The sequence below is a fragment of the Clostridium punense genome (genome assembly GCF_017874425.1).
In the GTDB taxonomy this organism is placed as follows: domain Bacteria; phylum Bacillota; class Clostridia; order Clostridiales; family Clostridiaceae; genus Clostridium_J; species Clostridium_J punense.
On sequence record NZ_JAGGLL010000007.1, the window covers coordinates 134040 to 149983 of the forward strand.

Here is a 15944-nt window from a genome sequence, read left to right on the forward strand (position 1 = left end):
TCTTAACTATTTTGTAGGTGATTTTATGAAGAAAAATTCTGCTGAAAAAAATGACAAGTATAATTTTTTACTATATGTACCAGAAATTAAGCATACTGATTTTTCAGAAAGCGATGGTATAGTAACTTTATATTTTAAGCACGATAAACCTATAGAAAAGTTTACAAGTTGGCTTGTAAAGAAGAGTAACATAAGTGATCTTGCTTTAGATGAGCAAGGGTCAGCAGTTTGGCTTCTTATGAATGGTGAAAGGAATATTTACGAAATAGCCATGGAGATGTCAAAAAAGTTTGGGGATACCAAAGAAGTTGCAATTGAAAAGTTAATTACATATTCAACTTATTTATCAAGAAAGGGTTGGATTCATTTTAAAGAGGTTAAGGCCTTAGATCCTAAGGAAGAATCAAATAAGGAGATGAATTAAATGGATTTAAATTTAAGAATTGATGAAATGCGTGAAGACATAATCAGAACTACTCAAGAGTTAGTTAGGATTAAAAGTTTAGAAGGAGAACCAAAACCAGGAATGCCTTTTGGTGAGGATGTAGCTAAAGCACTTCAATGTGCCTTAGACAATGCTGAGAAGTTAGGCTTAAAAACTGTTAATGTGGATGGCTATGTTGGGTATGCAGAAATTGGTGAAGGCGAAGACTATGTAGCAGCACTAGGTCATTTAGATATAGTTCCAGAAGGAGATGGATGGATACACCCTCCTTATGGTGGAGAAATTCATGACGATAAAATATTTGGAAGAGGTACACTAGATGATAAAGGACCAATAGTAGCTTGTCTTTATGGGTTAAAAGCTATAAAAGATTCTAATTTGCCACTTTCAAAAAGAATAAGAGTAATATTTGGAACTAACGAGGAGACGGGTAGCAATGAGTTACACTACTATCTTCAAAAGGAAAAACCACCAGTAGCAGCCTTTACTCCAGATGCAAATTTCCCTATTATTAATGGAGAAAAAGGTATAACTACTTTTAACATTGTAAAAGATGTAAAAGTTATGCCACAGGGAGATTATGCTGTTGAATATTTAAGAGGCGGAGTAGCACCTAATATGGTTCCAGACTATGCAGAAGCATTAGTTGTAACTACAAATACTATGGACTTAGTAGATAAATTAAATGGTTTTGCTAAAGTTAATGGTTATGATATGAAAGCAGAAGTTAATGAAAATAAAGTTACTATAAAGTCTGTAGGTGTGTCTGCTCACGGAAGTACTCCTGAGCTTGGTAAGAATGCTATAATGCAAATAATTACTTTCTTAAATGAATTAACACTTGGTGATGACTGTATATCAACTGCAATAAAATTCTTAGCTAACTATATAGGCATGGAACTTCATGGAGAATCTTTTGGTGTTTTACTAGAAGATAAAGACTCAGGAAAGTTATCATTTAACTTAGGTAAGATTAACATAGATGGAAGTAAAATAGTAGTAACTTTAAATTTAAGATATCCAGTTACTAAAACTCTTGAGGATATGATGACTCCATTTAATAGAACTATAGAAAATACAGGGTTTACTATAGAGAATTTTACACATCAAGAACCTTTATATTTCTCTCCAGATAATCCACTAGTTAAAACACTTCAAAAGGTTTATAGTGAACAGACTGGAAAAGAGGGAACTTTAATTTCTATAGGTGGAGGAACTTATGCTAAGGAAATGCCAAACACTTTAGCTTTTGGACCTACATTCCCAGGAGATCCAGATGTAATTCATAAGCCAAATGAATATGTAGTCATAGAAGATTTAATTCAAATGACAAAAATTTATACTCATGCTTTATATGAATTAGCAAAATAAGAGAATGAACTAAATAAATTTACAGACATTTTTATGCTGTAGAGCTTGAATTGTATTATATAAAACTAGAATATGTTAAAAAACATAGAGAAGTCCGTTAGCTTCTCTATGTTTTTAAATTTATATAGATGTAAACACGCTTTTTATTGAAAAAGTGTATTAGAAGGGTATAATAAGAGATAATTATATAGAATAGTGCAAACCAATGTGAATATAATTAATCTGTAATGTTGAAAAATAATATTTATAGATAATTTTAAAATGTGAGGTATAAATAAATGATAATAAAAGATATAAAAGTTGGAAAAATTACTGTACCACTTAAAAAACCATTTTTAATAGGAAATAAACCGTACAATTTTTCTAAAGAAGTTATTCTAAAAATAATTACTGACAATGGAGAGATTGGGTTTGGAAGTGCGGCACCAGCCCCAAGAGTCACTGGAGAAACTGAAGATTCAATTGTTGGTGCAATTAAGCATATCGCTGAGCATATTAAAGGAATGGATATTAGTTGTCTTGAGTGTATAACAAAAACCATAGATGAGTGTATTAGGGGAAATAATAGTGCTAAGGCTGCTTTTGATATGGCACTATATGATTTAGCTGCTAAGAGATCTAATATACCACTATATAAATTATTAGGAGGATATAATTCCGATATACTAACTGATATGACAATACAATATGATACTGTAGAAAATATGGTTAGTGCAGCTTATGAGGCTGTAAATGACGGTTATAGCAATATCAAAATAAAACTTGGTAAAAATCCAGAAAATGATTTAGAGAGAGTAAAACTATTAAGAAAAGCCATAAGAAAAGGAATTAAAGTAAGGGTAGATGGAAACCAAGGTTGGTCTCCAAAGGAAGCTGTAAAGATTATTAGAAAAATTGAAGAATTAGACTTGGATATTGAGTTTGTTGAACAGCCTGTGAAGGCTTGGGATATCGAAGGTTTAAAGTTTGTTAAGGAGAATGTGGATACATTAATTTTGGCTGATGAATCGGTATTTGCAACACCAGAAGCCTTTAAAATAATACAGAATAGAGCTTGTGATTTAATTAATATAAAGTTAATGAAAAGTGGTGGAATCCACAATGCTATGAAAATATATAATATGGCAGATACCATGGGAATTAAGTGTATGATGGGATGTATGCTTGAAAGTAAAGTAGGAATAACTGCCGCTGCAAGTTTTGCAGCGGCCAAAAGCAATATGATAATTTCTGATTTAGATACTATGCTATATTTTTCAGAAGATCCAATTGTAGGCGGAGCTACAATAGAAGGAAATAGAATTATATTATCTGATGAACCAGGTCTTGGAATAACAGATATAATTGGATGGGAAGAGATTTCTATTTAAGTGATGAAAGGAAAGTATAATTGTGAGTAATCAGGTTAGTGAAGAAATAAAAAAGCAACTAGAGCTTTCTATTGAAGAAGAAAAGTTAGTAGAAACTATTAAAATAATAAATGAAGAAATATTAAAATACATTGAGAATAGAAAAAGCATAAGTGATTATATATTAGACTATAGAAAGAAGTTTATTGAAGAATACAGAGATGATGAAGATAAAGTAATTGAGTATTTTGATCATGAAAGATTCGTGAAGGAAGAGGCTTTCAAGACTATTGATAGAAGATTAAAGGAACTAAACATTTTAAAGGTATCACCTTATTTTGGAAGAGTGGATTTTCGAGAAGAAGATTATGGTGTTGAACAAATCTATATTGGGAGATTTGGAGTTACTCCAGAGAATTCATTTGAACCGTTGGTAGTGGATTGGAGAGCACCAATATCTTCAATATTCTATAACGGAGGAATAGGTGAAGGCTATTATGAAGCTCCAAAAGGTAAAGTAGACGTATCGGTACTTCAAAAAAGGCAGTTTATTATAAAAAAGGGAACCCTAGAGGGTATGTTTGATTCTGCTATAGATGTGAAAGATGATATTCTACAAATGGTTCTTAGTAAAAACTCTTCAGATAAATTGAAAGACATTATAATGACCATACAAAAAGAACAAGACGACATAATAAGACAACCAAGAACCGAAACAGTGGTTGTTGACGGAGTTGCTGGAAGTGGAAAAACAACAATAGCTCTTCATAGAGTGGCATATCTTCTTTATAATTATAGAAAGATTCTTGAGGATAAAGTTCTCATATTGGGGCCCAACAATATTTTTATGGAGTATATATCCACTGTGCTTCCAAGTTTAGGTGAGAGTGGAGTAATGCAGACAACCTTTAAGGATTTTGTCTTAGATATACTAAGTATTGATGATGTCATATCTTTAAAAGAGGTTATGGAAAAATATTTAACTGGTGATAAAAAGTTTGAAGAGGAAATTAGTTATAAAACATCTATAGGATATAAGACCTTCATAGATAATTATATTGAGAAGTTGAATAGTAAATACTTTAGCTATAGAAGCATAGATTACAGAAGTCATGAGATAATATCCGTAGAAGAGATGAAGAAGATGTTTCTTGAAGATTTTTTAATGCTTCCGCTTTTTAGAAGATGTAAAAAAATTAAAAGAATTATCTTTGCTAGATTAAAGGATATAAGAGATGAGGAATATAGAAAAATTCAAAAGGAGTATGAGGAAGAAAAGGCCACATATCCAAAAGATGAATTGATTTTTCATATAAATAATTTGGATTTTAACAGAAAGCTTAAAATCAGAGAACTAATTGGTGAAATAATTGGTATTAAAAAATCTTTAGACTTTTTAAATCCTCCTGAAGTGCTAGATATATATATAGAACTAAATGAGAGGTTTGTATACAAGGAACTGACAGAAATAGATTTAAGTGCAATATTGTATTTAAAAGTAAAATTAGAAGGTATAAAATCTCATAGAGAAATTAAGCATGTTGTAATAGATGAAGCCCAAGATTATTCTTTAATGCAGTTTATTGCGTTAAAGGAGTATACTAAAGCAGTGTCAATGACCATAGTAGGGGATAGTAATCAAAGAATACTTCCTATGGAAGATGAAATTTCACCTATGGTATCTCTTGATAGTGTTCTAAAGGACTTCAATACTAAGGAGTTTAAGCTTTATAAAAGTTACCGTTCTACAAGAGAAATTATGGATTATAGCAATAAATTTCTTAAAACCCAAGGAATAGTTCCACTTGTGAGAAGTGGTGACGAGGTAATTGAAAAAGAAGTTTTCACTACTGAAGAACTATCAACAATTATAGAGGGTTATGTAGAAACTATGAATAACAAGGAGTTAGAAAACATAGCAATAGTTACAAGGGATCTAGAAGATGCTTATAGAGTAAGAGATATTATAAAACATAAAGTAATTGCAAAGGTTATAGATCGAGAAAAGGTAGCACATGGAGAAGGTTTAGTTATTATACCATCATACTTTGCTAAAGGATTAGAATTTGATGGAGTAATTATAGTGAGTAATAATAAAGAAGGGCTTAAAGAAGAAGATAAATTAATGTATGTTATGTGTACTAGAGCTCTTCATAATCTTTTTATTATTAAAACCAAAAATCTTGATATATAAAATACAATAAAGATACTGCATGAATATATGTAATTCCATTTATTATTCCTTTTAATATAAGTTGCTTAAAATTATCTTATAGGATAGAAGTAAATATTGCAACTTGTATATAGAGAGATATCTAAGCGTTGTAAATACTATATTTAATTTGAATTAATACTAATAGAGTTGTTGCATTAGGCACTAAAGCTCTAAATAAATATGAAGGCCAGGTATAATAGATAATTAATTCTATTATATCTGGCCTCCTTGTTTTAAATTAGTAAATGTTCATTTTACCATAGCTCATTTTTACTAGATATTTATGAAGAGAATTATGATTAAGGCTTAACTAAAGGTTAAATTACTTTCCTTTAAGATACTCTTCTTCATATTTTAGTAATCTTTGAATAATTTCATCTGAAACTTGGTTTACTCTATCAAAATTCATGTTTGGGATGTAGCCAGTTTCAAGGGCATCATGAAGACTTTTAGCGCCTTTTATACAAGTAAGTCCTTTATTTAAAAGCATATAGAAGGTTTCTTTTACATCTTGAATTTCGGATTTGTTTTTCTCAAGAGTATTTTGGTTTAGCAAGGTATTCATATCATAAGTTTTACCACTAAAATCAATGTTATTGATTTCATTAGAGGTAACAATAGCTACTCCCAAATCAGGTATTAATACATGCTCAATTCTATCAGGAGTAAGAGGAGTATGGAATACTTCTACATAGAAGCCGCGTCTTACAGCTTCTTCATAAATGTATTGAAGTACAGAAGTTTTTCCTGTACCAGGTCCTCCTTTTAGAACATATACTTTTTCAAAGCCTTCTATTAGATTTTCAATATAGGTTACAATACCATTAGGAGTGAAGGCTGTAGCGAATAAGTGACGGTCAAATCCAAGTTTACTTACATTATTAGGTAAGATCTCATTTTTAAGTTCCTCTTTTAATAAACTTAATTTATTAAAATTTAAAGCTTCATTGTTAAAGGTGTACCAGTCTTCATAGATATCTTTAGCAGCACCAAAAAATCTATAGGCTCTTCTGAAAATTTTTCCTACTTTCTTGTTAGTATCCATGATAAAAGGCTTAAACACCTTAAAACCTTCCTCATTCCAGCATTGACCCATATTAAGAATTTCATCTACTGCTCCAGGATTCATTGGATCTACTACATGGGGAGAGGTACCATCAAGAAGGGCAATGTTTAGCCCTTTAATAACAACACCATCAAGGGAATTATTATCAGAAGAACAATGATGATGTTCAACCTCATAGCCTTTTTCTAAGAAGATTTTAGCTACTTTTTTCATTAGTGAAGATTTACCAGTACCAGGTCCACCTTTAATGCAAATTATACGCCTTGCCTCATCTTGAGATAGAATATACCTGTAAAAAGAATAAAAGCCTTTAGAAGTATTACCACCGGGGAAAAAATGTCTTTGTTTACCTGACATAAAAAATCACACTCCATACTTTCATAGTAATATATACTATTCTGGAGTGTGTTAATGTGTTATTTAGAACCTGCTACTTTACAGGTTAAGTTTGTGTTAAATATTGTATATGTAGACTAGTGTTATAATGAAAGGTCTACACACCTAAATAATCCTTATCTACAGTTATTATGGCATTGTGATTTGGGTACTTTTTCTTTAATTCAATGTTGATAAGGTTTTGTATTTTTAACTCTTCTTCTACTGTGAGTTTGTTGTCAGCATCCACAACCACGTCAAAGATCAAATTTTTACTATCTCCCTCACCAACTACCCTAAAATCGTGAAAAGATTTTACAACTGGTACGGATTTTAGTGCCTCAGTTAACTCCTCTTTAGCAGCTAAGATTTCCTTGTCATCAGTAGTGATAGGGTCCATATGTATAACTAAATAAATATCAAGCTCAGCAGATATTTCCTTTTCAGCTCTATCTATTATTTCATGAATTTTAACTACAGAGATATTTAAGGGTACTTCAGCATGAATTGAAGCTATAATTCTTCCGGGACCGTAATTGTGTACTAATAAGTCATGAGTACCATCAATATAATCGTAACTTAGAAGCATAGTTTGGATACTATCTACAAGATCCTTATCAGGTGCAGAGCCTAAAAGAGGGTTTAATGTATCTTTTATTAAGTTATAGCCTGCATAAAGTATTACTGCAGAGACTGCCATACCAATATATCCATCAATAGGAAGTGTGGTAAATTTTGAAATTAGTAGTGATAAGGCAACCGTTGAAGAGGATATTACATCACTTAAGGCATCTACTCCAGATGCTCGTAGGGCAGAAGAATTAATTTTACCACCTATACTTTTATAAAATCTACTAAGCCAAACTTTAAGCAAAATAGAAATTAAAAGCAACGAAAATGGAACAAGCGAAAACTCAACAGGTGTAGGATTCTTGATTCTATCAAAAGAGCTTTTTATAAACTCAAAACCAACTAAAAGAACTAAGGAGGCTACTATTAAACCTGAAATATATTCAATTCTGCCATGTCCAAAAGGATGTTCTTTATCAGCTGGTTTAGCTGAGAGTTTAAAGCCGAAAATAGTAACCAGTGAAGAACCTACGTCTGAAAGGTTATTAAAGGCATCCGCTGTTACTGCTATACTATTTACTATAACTCCTACTGTGAACTTAACTCCGAATAAAATTAAGTTGGCTAGGATACCAATAACGCCCCCTAAGTATCCATACTTTTCTCTTACTTTTTTATTCTTCACATCAGAATAATTCTTCACAAATTTTTTTATTAAGAAATTAGAAATCATTTTTACACCTCATTAAAACCTATTTAATTATTTCCTATATTTACTATATACATAGCACTTATTATATCATAAGTCATAACTTATGTGTTTATACTTTATATTTACTTATTATGGATTACTTTGCTCAATTTAATTCCCATAATAATTCATATAAAACCATTTAAAACTATGTTAGAACAATTTTTATATAAAAAAGTTTCTATTTATTTTAAATATTTGTAGAAATGGAAAGTAGATGTTTGATATACTACTTTATAGAAGTTCAATTTTAGGGAGGTATATTAAATGACAAAAGAATTACAATTCGCTCAAGAGCTTATAGATTTTCTATACGATAGCCCTACAGCATTTCATGCTGTTGAAAATCTTAGAAAAGAATTATCAAATACAGGATTTGAAGAATTAAAAGAAGAGGATAAATGGAATCTGAAAAAGGGTGGAAGGTATTTCACTACTAAAAACAACTCAGCGTTAGTTGCTTTCGTAGTAGGAAATGGAGAAATTGAAAACCATGGTTTCAAAATAGTAGGTGCTCATACAGATTCACCAACTTTTAGAATTAAACCTGCTTGTGAAATGGTAGTTGAAGGTACTTATGTAAGATTAAATACAGAAGTATACGGTGGACCAATATTAAATACATGGTTAGATAGACCACTTTCAGTAGCAGGTAGAGTAGTTATAAAAGGAGAAAACATACTATATCCTAAAAATGTTTTAGTTAACATTAAAAAGCCAATTCTTATAATACCAAATTTAGCAATACACATGAATAGAGAAGTTAATAAAGGTGTAGAGTTAAATGCTCAAAGGGATACTTTGCCACTACTTTCATTGGTTAATGAAGAATTAGAAAAAGGAAATTACTTACTTAATGCTATTGCAAAAGAATTAGGAGTAGATGCTAAAGAAATTATTGACTTTGATTTATTCTTATATGAATTTGAAAAAGGAAGTATCATTGGATTAAATGATGAGTTTATTTCTGCAGGTAGATTAGATGACCTTCAAATGGTTCATGCAGGTATTGCGGCTTTAAAAGACGCTCCTGTAACAGAAGGAACTAATGTAATGGTTTGCTTTGACAATGAAGAAATAGGAAGTTCTACAAAGCAAGGGGCAGACTCTGAAATGCTTGCTAATATTCTAGAAAGAATAGCATTAGCTTTTGGTAAGGAAAGAGAAGATTTCTTTAGAGCTCTTTCAAGATCTTTCCTAATTTCAGGAGACAATGCGCATGCAGTTCATCCTAACAATCCTGATAAACATGACCCAACTAATAGACCAGTTATTAATAAGGGACCAGTTATTAAAATTAATGCTAACTTTGCTTATACTACTGATAGTGATTCCTCAGCAGTGTACGAGGAACTTTGCAAGGCTGCACAAGTGCCATATCAAAAATTTGTAAACCGTTCTGATGTAAGAGGGGGTTCAACTATAGGACCAATATCTTCAACTCATTTGAACATTCGTTCAATAGATATTGGAAACCCAACTTTAGCTATGCACTCAATAAGAGAATTAGCAGGAGTTATGGATCATACTTACGTTATGAAATCTTATTTAGAATTTTATAAGCTGTAGATTTTATTATAGCCTATTAAAACTGAGAATTGATTAGTGTTTTAAGCTAAATTCAATTTATGAGATTTTAAAGAAGTTAATAGATAATAAAGTTAAAATAGATTAAAAGTTATATATAAAAACTGAGAAAAGATTTTAGTTTATAAGCTAAAGTCTTTTTTCTCAGTTTGGAATTTTGCTAAACTAGCTTTGAAACAACATTAGAAAAACCAGCAGTAGGAAATACAAGCTTAGTTATTTTAGTAATTTTATAGTTACCATTAATATTGGATAGGTTAACCTCGCCATTAACTGTGTAGACTTCTCTTGTACTTTTATGCCTATAAAATAGTTCTACAGTAGCCTCATAAGTATAGGTGGTGGCAGATATGTTTTTATTGCCTGGTTTTATCTTGATATAATATACTGAACTATGGAACCCATTATAATAAGATGTTGTAATGTAGTCATAATAAAGTTTTTTATCGCTAAAATCTTGAAAGGTTTTTTCTGTCATATAATCTCTAAGCCTAACAGTAAACTTATCCCAAGGGTACATGAAATTATAAAAATTTAAGTTTTGTAATTTATCATTATTAAAAGAATATAGTTCAGTCAAGAAAGCCTTCAAAAACACCTTATCTGGAGTTGGTTTCATGGTTGAACCATAGGCCCCTAACGTAAAGAAAAGTACAAATAGATAAATAGTTATAGTTTTAAGTTTTCTCATACTAACATCCCCAATTCAAAATAGTAAATAAAATACAATTATTATTATGAAACTAAATTTTATCTTGGAATAAGTGAAAATATGATTGAAATTTAATGAAAATTATAAAAATTACCATAACTTATATGTTAATTATAACCATAAATTAGTTAAAATAGTATAGATGTGTGAAAAATAATTCATAAATTATTTACAAAAAATGGAGACTCAATATACACTGAGTCCCCAAGATTTACATAATTTAAAATATATAAAATAGAAAAAATGTTTTTTGAAAAGTATTGTGCTTAAATAAACTGCAGAGATTTAAACTTTAAAGTATATACAAATTTCTTAGGTGTTAATCCAGTAAAAAAGTTAACTAGTTATTTATATCCCTAGGATTCTTAGGAGTCTGTGGGAGTTCACTGGAGAAGCCTAAAAGATCTTCACCATTATTATAAGTGTAATCAAATTCCATATAGGATATATTATTAGCAACAATAGGATCGCGGACATTATCAGGTAGGTTAGTATAATCCTTTAAGGAGTAAGCTTTAACTTCCTTAGGTTCAACTTCTAGATAATCTCTCTTATTTGGTCCATAAGCTTTTGGCTTTTGATTTGTTTTATTTTTATTGTCCATAAGTTCTCCTCCTTTATTACAAACAAAAATCTAAGAAAAGATATTCTTCTACATATTTTGTGTAGAATGAGCAAATAAATACTTATGTAGATTAATTAATCTTTAATTAATAAAAAATTTATATATGCATAAGCTAATATATATGTGTAATAGTTACTAAAATATGGTATTATATTAATGACAATAAAAGTTTGGAGGTATAATTTAATGAGTGAATTAAGACAAGTTTACAAATGTGAAGTATGCGGACATATGGTAGAAGTTGTTCATGAAGCAGCGGGGACTTTAGTATGTTGTGGAAAGCCAATGACTCTTAAAAAGGAAAACACTCAAGAGGCTGCTGTAGAAAAACACGTACCAGTAGTTGAAAAAATTGAAGGTGGCTATAGAGTTACTGTAGGTTCTGTGTTACATCCAATGACTGTGGAACATCATATTGAGTGGATTGAAGTTCACACAAAAGATAGAGTTTATAGAAAATACTTATCAATAGATGAACAGCCAGTGGCAGAATTCCAAATCAATGAAGATATAATTTATGCAAGAGAATATTGTAATTTACATGGTCTTTGGAGATCATAGAATTTAAAGATATGTTGTAACTTCTACTGTTTTTATTAGTGAAAAGGATTTGTTATTTTTATAAACTCTTGACACTGATATAAAATAGTAGCATAATATATAATAAGTTTGAGTTAATAAAAATTAAATTATTAAATCATTGAAGCGAAGTAAGTAGGCTTAAAAACAAATTTTCAGAGAGTGGTAGAGGGTGGAATTACCATAGTTATGCTTAAGCTGAATGGGTCGTGGAGAGGAAGGATGAATTAAAGTAGTCTTTCACGTGTTTCTCACGTTATAGAGATAGGATATAATCGTATCTGAAAGAGAAAACTATACATTATAGTTTTAAAATTAGGTGGTACCGCGTACTTTACGCCCTATGGATTTACAATATCCATAGGGCTTTTTAATTTTCAACTACTTTCCTAAGTTATAACATATAAATTTAGCTAAAATAATAAGGGAAACAATTTAAAAGACTATAAAAAATAAAATTTTATATTATAAAATTTAGTATTTAAGTACAACTTAAAAAATAAAAATATTATTTTTTGAGTTGTAAGCAAAAAAAAGGGAGTGTTTAAGATGGAAAACAAGAAGAAAGTTATTTTTAGTGGTATAAAACCTTCAGGGGATTTAACCTTAGGAAATTACCTGGGAGCTATAAAAAACTGGGTGAAGTTACAGGACGAGTATGATTGCTATTTCTGTGTAGTTGATCTACATGCTATTACAGTACAGCAACTTCCAGCTGATGTAAGAAGAAGAACTCTGGAGATACTTGCTATTTACATTGCAGCGGGAATTGACCCGGAAAAGAATACCTTATTTATCCAATCACATGTACCAGCTCACTCAGAAGCTTCTTGGCTCTTAACCTGTAATGCCTATATGGGAGAAATGAGCAGGATGACTCAGTATAAGGATAAGGCTCAAAAGGGTGGAGAAAGTATAGGTGCAGGATTGTTTAATTATCCAATTCTTATGGCTGCAGATGTATTGCTTTACGGAACCGATTTAGTTCCCGTAGGAAAAGATCAAGTTCAGCATCTAGAGCTTGCTAGGGATTTAGCAGAAAGATTTAATAGGCTTTATAGCCCTACTTTTGTAGTCCCAGAACCTTATGTAGCAAAAACTGGAGCTAAAATAATGGATTTACAAGATCCTACTAAGAAGATGGCTAAGTCAGAAGAAAATCCAAATGGTTCCATTCAACTTATGGATCCACCAGAAGTTATCAGAAGAAAGGTTTCTAGAGCCGTTACAGACAGCTTAGGGGTTGTTAAGTTCATCGATGAGCAGCCAGGAGTTAAGAATTTAATTACTATATTAAGTACAATTACAGGGGAAACCATTGAAGAAATAGAAAATAAATATGAAGGAATGGGATATGCTCAGTTTAAAACCGATGTTGCTGAAGCTATAGTCAGTGAACTAGAGCCAATTCAAAACAAGGTTAAAGAGTTATTAAACAATAAGACATATTTAGAAAGTATTTATAAGGCAGGAGCAGAAAAAGCCAATTATGTATCTATGAAAACTTTAAGAAAAATGCAAAAGAAAATCGGATTAATACCTGTAGCAAAGTAAATTTATAAATTATCTGCAATATTAATTGATAGGTTATAGATATGCCCAATTTTCTTACTCAAGATGCCAATATTTTGGATGAAATAAATAATGGTTAAATGTAAAAACCTAGTTTCTAAAGGAAACTAGGTTTTCTTACATGTAGAAAATGCAAATAGTTTATATTGAATCATTATCAGAATTATGTACTTCTACGTCAACGCCTAAAACATTAAGAATTTGCTTTGCTCTTTCTTTAGTATTACCAGTTAATTTACTATATGGAACTGATTCGTTGCCTAAAAATTGTAAGATTGCGTCGTCTATGGCAGCTGCAGTTTCTTCATCTTGCCATCTAACACCATCCTTTGAATATCCAAATTCTCTTCCTACATAAAAAATATAATCATATTTAGAAATATCCCTTATAGCAAGTCCATATAAATCTTTCAAAATTTCAATTTCTTTAATTGTGCGTTTTCTGTTTCCAAGCATAAATCTAGCATAGATATATGGTACAAAAGTAGCATAATCAGTAATTGCATAATCAAAAGAAGATAAATCCTCTTCTAATTTTAGCTGTCCTAAATATATTCCATATTGTTCAGAAATAGTTTCAATCATACCTTTTTCTCTTAGATAATCAGTACTATATTCAGAAGCACAACCAACATCTAATCCAGCTATCTTCATATCTACATATAATTGCTGCATAAGTGTGGTTTTTCCACATCTTGGTCCGCCTAGTATTGCTATTCTAGTAGTCATATTATGACCTCCAAATTAATTAATAAGCTTTATTATTATAGCAATAATAATTACAATTTTCAACAGAATACCAATAAAAAGTGAAAAATACGTCATAATATTATAGTGAAAATACATATAAATATAAATTGTTTTAACTACCTTATTGTGGTATTATATAAGTTGTATGTAAAAAAACAATAAGTTTTTATATATTTGTTAATTTTGAACTTGAAGAAATTCAGTGAAAACTAATTTGGTTCTCACAAATAACATAAATTTATATAAGATAAGGAGCGATAGCTTTGAGCGATTACATAAGAGAGATAGAGAAAAGAAGAACCTTTGCTATAATTTCTCACCCAGACGCAGGTAAGACTACACTTACAGAAAAGCTACTTTTATATGGAGGAGCTATTAGACTTGCAGGTTCTGTTAAAGCAAGAAAAGCGTCTAAGCATGCGGTTTCTGACTGGATGGAAATAGAAAAGAAGAGAGGAATTTCAGTTACTTCCTCTGTAATGCAATTTAATTATAATGGATACTGTATTAATATTCTAGATACCCCAGGACACCAAGACTTTAGTGAGGATACTTACAGAACTTTAATGGCAGCAGATAGTGCTGTTATGGTTATTGACGGGGCAAAAGGGGTAGAAGATCAAACAAGAAAGTTATTCCATGTTTGTAGTATAAGAGAAATTCCTATATTTACCTTTGTTAATAAAATGGATAGAGAAACTAGAGATCCATTTGAACTTATGGAAGAAATAGAAATAGAACTTGGGATTAAATCTTACCCAATGAACTGGCCTATAGGAACAGGAATGCACTTTAAAGGGGTCTATGATAGAGAGGCAAGAGAAATACAAATTTTTGACTCTGGGGACCACGGGCAAAGAGAAGTTCATGAAACTAGTATAAGTATAGATGATGAAGCTGCTGCTAGAGAAGCTATTACTGATAGCTTATATGAAAAGCTTCTTGATGATATTGAGCTTCTAGATATAGCTGGAGACGAATTTAACCATGATAAGGTTAGAAATGGGGAACTTACTCCTGTATTCTTTGGTAGTGCGCTTACAAACTTTGGAGTAGAGCCTTTCCTTGCTCATTTCTTAAAGCTAACCACGTCACCATTAGGAAGAAATTCAAATGCAGGTAGGATTAATCCTTTTGATGAAGAATTTTCTGCATTTGTGTTTAAGATACAAGCAAACATGAACAAAGCTCATAGAGACAGAATTGCTTTCATGAGAATTTGCTCAGGAGCTTTTGAAAAGGGCATGGAAGTTTTCCATGTACAAGGAGGAAATAAAATAAAACTTGCTCAGCCACAACAATTTCTTGCGCAGGATAGAGAAATTATTGAAGAAGCTTATGCTGGTGATATTATCGGAGTTTTTGATCCAGGTATATTCAGTATTGGAGATACTCTTTGTTCTACTAGCAAGAAGTTTAAATTTGAAGGAATACCTACATTTGCACCAGAGCACTTTGCTAGGGTTAGAACTGTAGATACTATGAAAAGAAAACAGTTTATCAAAGGAGTAACTCAAATTGCTCAAGAAGGAGCGATACAGGTATTCAAAGAGCTTCATATTGGAACAGAACAAATCATTGTTGGGGTTGTTGGAGTTCTTCAGTTTGAAGTATTAGAGTTCAGATTAAAAAATGAATATAATGTTGATATTAAAATGGATATGCTTTCATATAAAAATATAAGATGGATTGAAAGCTATGATAAGCCAGTAGATACTTTAAATTTAACTAGTGATACTAAAATAGTAAAAGATTTAAAAGATAGAGATCTTCTAATATTCCAAAGTGATTGGGGAATTAGTTGGGCACTTGATCATAATAAAGGACTAGTATTATCTAATATTGGCAAAAGTGATGATTAATAAAAAGGCTGAAGTACTTCGAGGTCACTGAAAAAGTGACCTTTTTTTCTTTTTCAAAAAGGATTTTTAGCTTTTATGTAGAATATATAAAGTAAAGACTTTTTAGAATAAGGTG

The 15944-nt window shown here is 30.8% G+C and carries 13 protein-coding genes and 1 other annotated feature; of the genes, 8 read left to right on the top strand and 5 right to left on the bottom strand.

What is annotated here, in order from left to right:
* The first annotated feature begins 25 nt into the window (after nt 1-25).
* From J2Z44_RS06105 to J2Z44_RS06120, 4 genes are all read left to right on the top strand, one after another.
* Nucleotides 26-424: a PqqD family protein gene (locus J2Z44_RS06105; RefSeq protein ID WP_021284382.1), complete on the top strand. Its 399-nt coding sequence runs from the start codon at nt 26-28 to the stop codon at nt 422-424.
* Complete coding sequence (gene pepV / locus J2Z44_RS06110) at nt 425-1816, top strand: dipeptidase PepV (RefSeq protein WP_021284383.1); 1392 nt, start codon at nt 425-427, stop codon at nt 1814-1816.
* Between the two features lie 278 nt (nt 1817-2094).
* Nucleotides 2095-3186 (top strand): mandelate racemase/muconate lactonizing enzyme family protein, encoded by a 1092-nt coding sequence (locus J2Z44_RS06115; RefSeq protein ID WP_021284384.1) that lies wholly within the window; start codon nt 2095-2097, stop codon nt 3184-3186.
* A gap of 19 nt (nt 3187-3205) precedes the next feature.
* On the top strand, nt 3206-5359 hold the full coding sequence (locus tag J2Z44_RS06120; RefSeq protein WP_031271719.1) for a HelD family protein: 2154 nt from the start codon (nt 3206-3208) through the stop codon (nt 5357-5359).
* 343 nt (nt 5360-5702) lie between these two features.
* On the opposite strand, the gene J2Z44_RS06125 is transcribed toward J2Z44_RS06120, so the two are convergent.
* Both J2Z44_RS06125 and J2Z44_RS06130 read right to left on the bottom strand, forming a co-directional pair.
* Complete coding sequence (locus tag J2Z44_RS06125) at nt 5703-6803, bottom strand: PRK06851 family protein (protein WP_021284386.1); 1101 nt, start codon at nt 6801-6803, stop codon at nt 5703-5705.
* Between the two features lie 136 nt (nt 6804-6939).
* Complete coding sequence (locus J2Z44_RS06130; protein ID WP_021284387.1) at nt 6940-8124, bottom strand: cation diffusion facilitator family transporter; 1185 nt, start codon at nt 8122-8124, stop codon at nt 6940-6942.
* Nucleotides 8125-8409: 285 nt separating this feature from the next.
* On the opposite strand from J2Z44_RS06130, the gene J2Z44_RS06135 reads away from it, so the two are divergent.
* The gene (locus tag J2Z44_RS06135; protein ID WP_021284388.1) at nt 8410-9711 is read left to right on the top strand and encodes a M18 family aminopeptidase; all 1302 of its coding nucleotides are present in this window, start codon (nt 8410-8412) and stop codon (nt 9709-9711) included.
* Between the two features lie 178 nt (nt 9712-9889).
* On the opposite strand, the gene J2Z44_RS06140 is transcribed toward J2Z44_RS06135, so the two are convergent.
* Entirely contained in the window at nt 9890-10420 is a 531-nt protein-coding gene (locus tag J2Z44_RS06140; protein ID WP_021284389.1) for a hypothetical protein, read from the bottom strand.
* Between the two features lie 361 nt (nt 10421-10781).
* On the bottom strand, nt 10782-11045 hold the full coding sequence (locus J2Z44_RS06145; RefSeq protein ID WP_021284390.1) for a hypothetical protein: 264 nt from the start codon (nt 11043-11045) through the stop codon (nt 10782-10784).
* Nucleotides 11046-11252: 207 nt separating this feature from the next.
* Between J2Z44_RS06145 and J2Z44_RS06150 the strand changes: the two genes are divergently transcribed.
* Both J2Z44_RS06150 and trpS read left to right on the top strand, forming a co-directional pair.
* Nucleotides 11253-11627, top strand: coding sequence for a desulfoferrodoxin (locus J2Z44_RS06150; RefSeq protein WP_021284391.1), 375 nt, complete (start codon nt 11253-11255; stop codon nt 11625-11627).
* A gap of 130 nt (nt 11628-11757) precedes the next feature.
* Nucleotides 11758-11992, top strand: a binding site (T-box leader).
* A 202-nt stretch (nt 11993-12194) separates the two neighbouring features.
* Entirely contained in the window at nt 12195-13199 is a 1005-nt protein-coding gene (trpS, locus tag J2Z44_RS06155) for a tryptophan--tRNA ligase (RefSeq protein ID WP_021284392.1), read from the top strand.
* A 159-nt stretch (nt 13200-13358) separates the two neighbouring features.
* On the opposite strand, the gene J2Z44_RS06160 is transcribed toward trpS, so the two are convergent.
* Nucleotides 13359-13946 (bottom strand): AAA family ATPase, encoded by a 588-nt coding sequence (locus J2Z44_RS06160; RefSeq protein ID WP_021284393.1) that lies wholly within the window; start codon nt 13944-13946, stop codon nt 13359-13361.
* Between the two features lie 284 nt (nt 13947-14230).
* On the opposite strand from J2Z44_RS06160, the gene J2Z44_RS06165 reads away from it, so the two are divergent.
* Complete coding sequence (locus tag J2Z44_RS06165; RefSeq protein ID WP_021284394.1) at nt 14231-15829, top strand: peptide chain release factor 3; 1599 nt, start codon at nt 14231-14233, stop codon at nt 15827-15829.
* Nucleotides 15830-15944 lie beyond the last annotated feature (115 nt).

Coding starts and splice junctions, on each gene's coding strand:
- J2Z44_RS06105 (WP_021284382.1), top strand. CDS start 26: ATGAAGAAAAATTCTGCTGAAAAAAATGACAAGTATAATTTTTTACTA.
- pepV (WP_021284383.1), top strand. CDS start 425: ATGGATTTAAATTTAAGAATTGATGAAATGCGTGAAGACATAATCAGA.
- J2Z44_RS06115 (WP_021284384.1), top strand. CDS start 2,095: ATGATAATAAAAGATATAAAAGTTGGAAAAATTACTGTACCACTTAAA.
- J2Z44_RS06125 (WP_021284386.1), bottom strand. CDS start 6,803: ATGTCAGGTAAACAAAGACATTTTTTCCCCGGTGGTAATACTTCTAAA.
- J2Z44_RS06130 (WP_021284387.1), bottom strand. CDS start 8,124: ATGATTTCTAATTTCTTAATAAAAAAATTTGTGAAGAATTATTCTGAT.
- J2Z44_RS06135 (WP_021284388.1), top strand. CDS start 8,410: ATGACAAAAGAATTACAATTCGCTCAAGAGCTTATAGATTTTCTATAC.
- J2Z44_RS06140 (WP_021284389.1), bottom strand. CDS start 10,420: ATGAGAAAACTTAAAACTATAACTATTTATCTATTTGTACTTTTCTTT.
- J2Z44_RS06145 (WP_021284390.1), bottom strand. CDS start 11,045: ATGGACAATAAAAATAAAACAAATCAAAAGCCAAAAGCTTATGGACCA.
- J2Z44_RS06150 (WP_021284391.1), top strand. CDS start 11,253: ATGAGTGAATTAAGACAAGTTTACAAATGTGAAGTATGCGGACATATG.
- trpS (WP_021284392.1), top strand. CDS start 12,195: ATGGAAAACAAGAAGAAAGTTATTTTTAGTGGTATAAAACCTTCAGGG.
- J2Z44_RS06160 (WP_021284393.1), bottom strand. CDS start 13,946: ATGACTACTAGAATAGCAATACTAGGCGGACCAAGATGTGGAAAAACC.